Origin of the sequence: Acetivibrio straminisolvens JCM 21531 (assembly GCF_000521465.1) — a bacterium.
Lineage (GTDB): Bacteria > Bacillota > Clostridia > Acetivibrionales > Acetivibrionaceae > Hungateiclostridium > Hungateiclostridium straminisolvens.
Genome location: NZ_BAVR01000137.1, coordinates 1 through 1,875 on the forward strand (window position 1 = coordinate 1; position 1,875 = coordinate 1,875).

The 1,875-nt window shown below is 37.7% G+C and carries 2 protein-coding genes; both read right to left on the reverse strand.

All coding sequences use genetic code 11. The features are described 5' to 3' along the window. Nucleotides 1–32 precede the first annotated feature (32 nt). On the reverse strand, nt 33–191 hold the full coding sequence (locus JCM21531_RS19095; protein WP_157833711.1) for a hypothetical protein: 159 nt from the start codon (nt 189–191) through the stop codon (nt 33–35). 210 nt (nt 192–401) lie between these two features. Beyond that, a partial coding sequence (gene hemZ, locus JCM21531_RS17055; protein ID WP_038291612.1) for a coproporphyrinogen dehydrogenase HemZ occupies nt 402–1,875 on the reverse strand: 1,474 nt, incomplete at its 5' end.

Consider the following 1,875-nt stretch of genomic DNA (forward strand, 5'->3'; position numbering starts at 1 on the left):
TTAAATTAATCCTCTACAAACATTATAATACCTTAAATCTTCGGCTCGGGAATTCCAAATTTAAACCATATCCCGGTCTCTCCGAATTTCGGATTTCGATAATATAATTCATTTCCATAAATTTTTAATTCTGAAAACCTGAAAAGATCATGGTAAATCGAAGATAATTTTTCTTCCTGGGAGTTTTCCATATCAACAATTTACCCATCGAATTGCCTCCGTAAAAGGAAACGCAATCATTAAAAATAAAAAACTTGCATAAAAACAACGCACATATTTACAATCAACTTAAGTTTAATTCCTATTCTCTTTACAAATAACATTCCCACAACAAGTACAACGGATAGAATTCCAAATACACTCACAATCTCACCCTAACTCTTTTTACTAATATTATTATATTATAACTCATAGGTAGATAAAAGTGTATTTTTCCTTGTAATCATTTCGTCAATTCTAGCAATATATTCCTCTACATTCTTTACGTTAAAGGCCCTTTCAATCCTGTTGTTTTCAGGAAAAACCACCTTGGTTATAGCTCCTGCCCCCAATGCTATAATAGACTGTTTTTCCTCCATAATCTGAACATTATATATTGACTCATAACCCGCCTTGCTGTATCCGATGTTCTCAAGATTGCCGAGCATATTTTTCTGCCTGTAGAGATAATACGGCTCCAATCCCATTTTTGTCAGAATATCATAAGCGGCATCAACCATTTGAGATACTTCATTTCCCGATGCCAGGCTATAGTGTTCCTTATCTTCATTAAGCCGTGACGCGCGCTTGATTGCCATAGTATGAACAGTAACGCTTTCAGGCCCTAAGGCACCTATTTCGCCTATGGTTTTTACAAAGTCCTCAAGATTGCTTCCCGGAAGTCCTGCAATGACATCCATGTTTATATTGTCAAAGCCTATACTGCGGGCAAGTTCAAAGGCATCAACTATATCCTTCGACGTGTGGAGTCTTCCTATTTTCCTTAAAATTTCATCATTCATGGTCTGGGGATTTATACTTATCCTGCCTACTTTGCTCTTTTTAATTATCTCCAGCTTCTGGCAAGTAATGGAATCGGGCCTTCCGGCCTCCAATGTATACTCCTTTAAATCCTTTAAGTCCAATATCTCCTCAATATACATAAGGAGTTCTTTTAGATACAAAGCGTCAACAGAAGTAGGTGTGCCTCCACCTATGTATATGCTCTCGATTCTTAACCTTTTTTTGCAAAGGATACTGCCGACACTAAATATTTCTTTCTTCAGCGCCTGGATATAGCTTTCCACCATATGCTCGTATTTCTTGACCGGATTCGAAGTAAAAGAGCAATAAAGACAGCGGGTGGTGCAAAAAGGAATTCCAATATAAATCCCCACCATATCCCGTTCACTGGCATCGAGTATATGCCTTTCCTTTTTTGCAACATCGTATAAAATCTTTGACTTTTTGCCGGAGACAAAATAATACTGTTTCAGTGTCGAGTTTATCTCTTCCTTGGAACACCCCATATCCATGAGTTCATGAACTATTTTGGCAGGCCTTATCCCGGTAAGCATCCCCCAAGGCATGTTTTTTCCCGTAAATTGAGACAGCGCTTTATATACCTGCCTTTTAACCTCTCTCTTTCGTATTTTCCTTTCTTCATACACATAGTTTGCATCCTTCTTTGACAAGGAAACAGAAAAGAAGTGATTATCTTTGAGTACATCCTTCCCGTCTACACAAATAATAGTTTCTACCCGGTATTGTCCATCGTTTCCAGAAGGTGTTTTAAGACGTGAATAAAGCAAAATTCCCCGGTAATCGTCTCCGGGGTCCCGATAGAATATTTCTGTACTCCCGTTATCAAAAAATAATTTTAATATATTCTCTAGG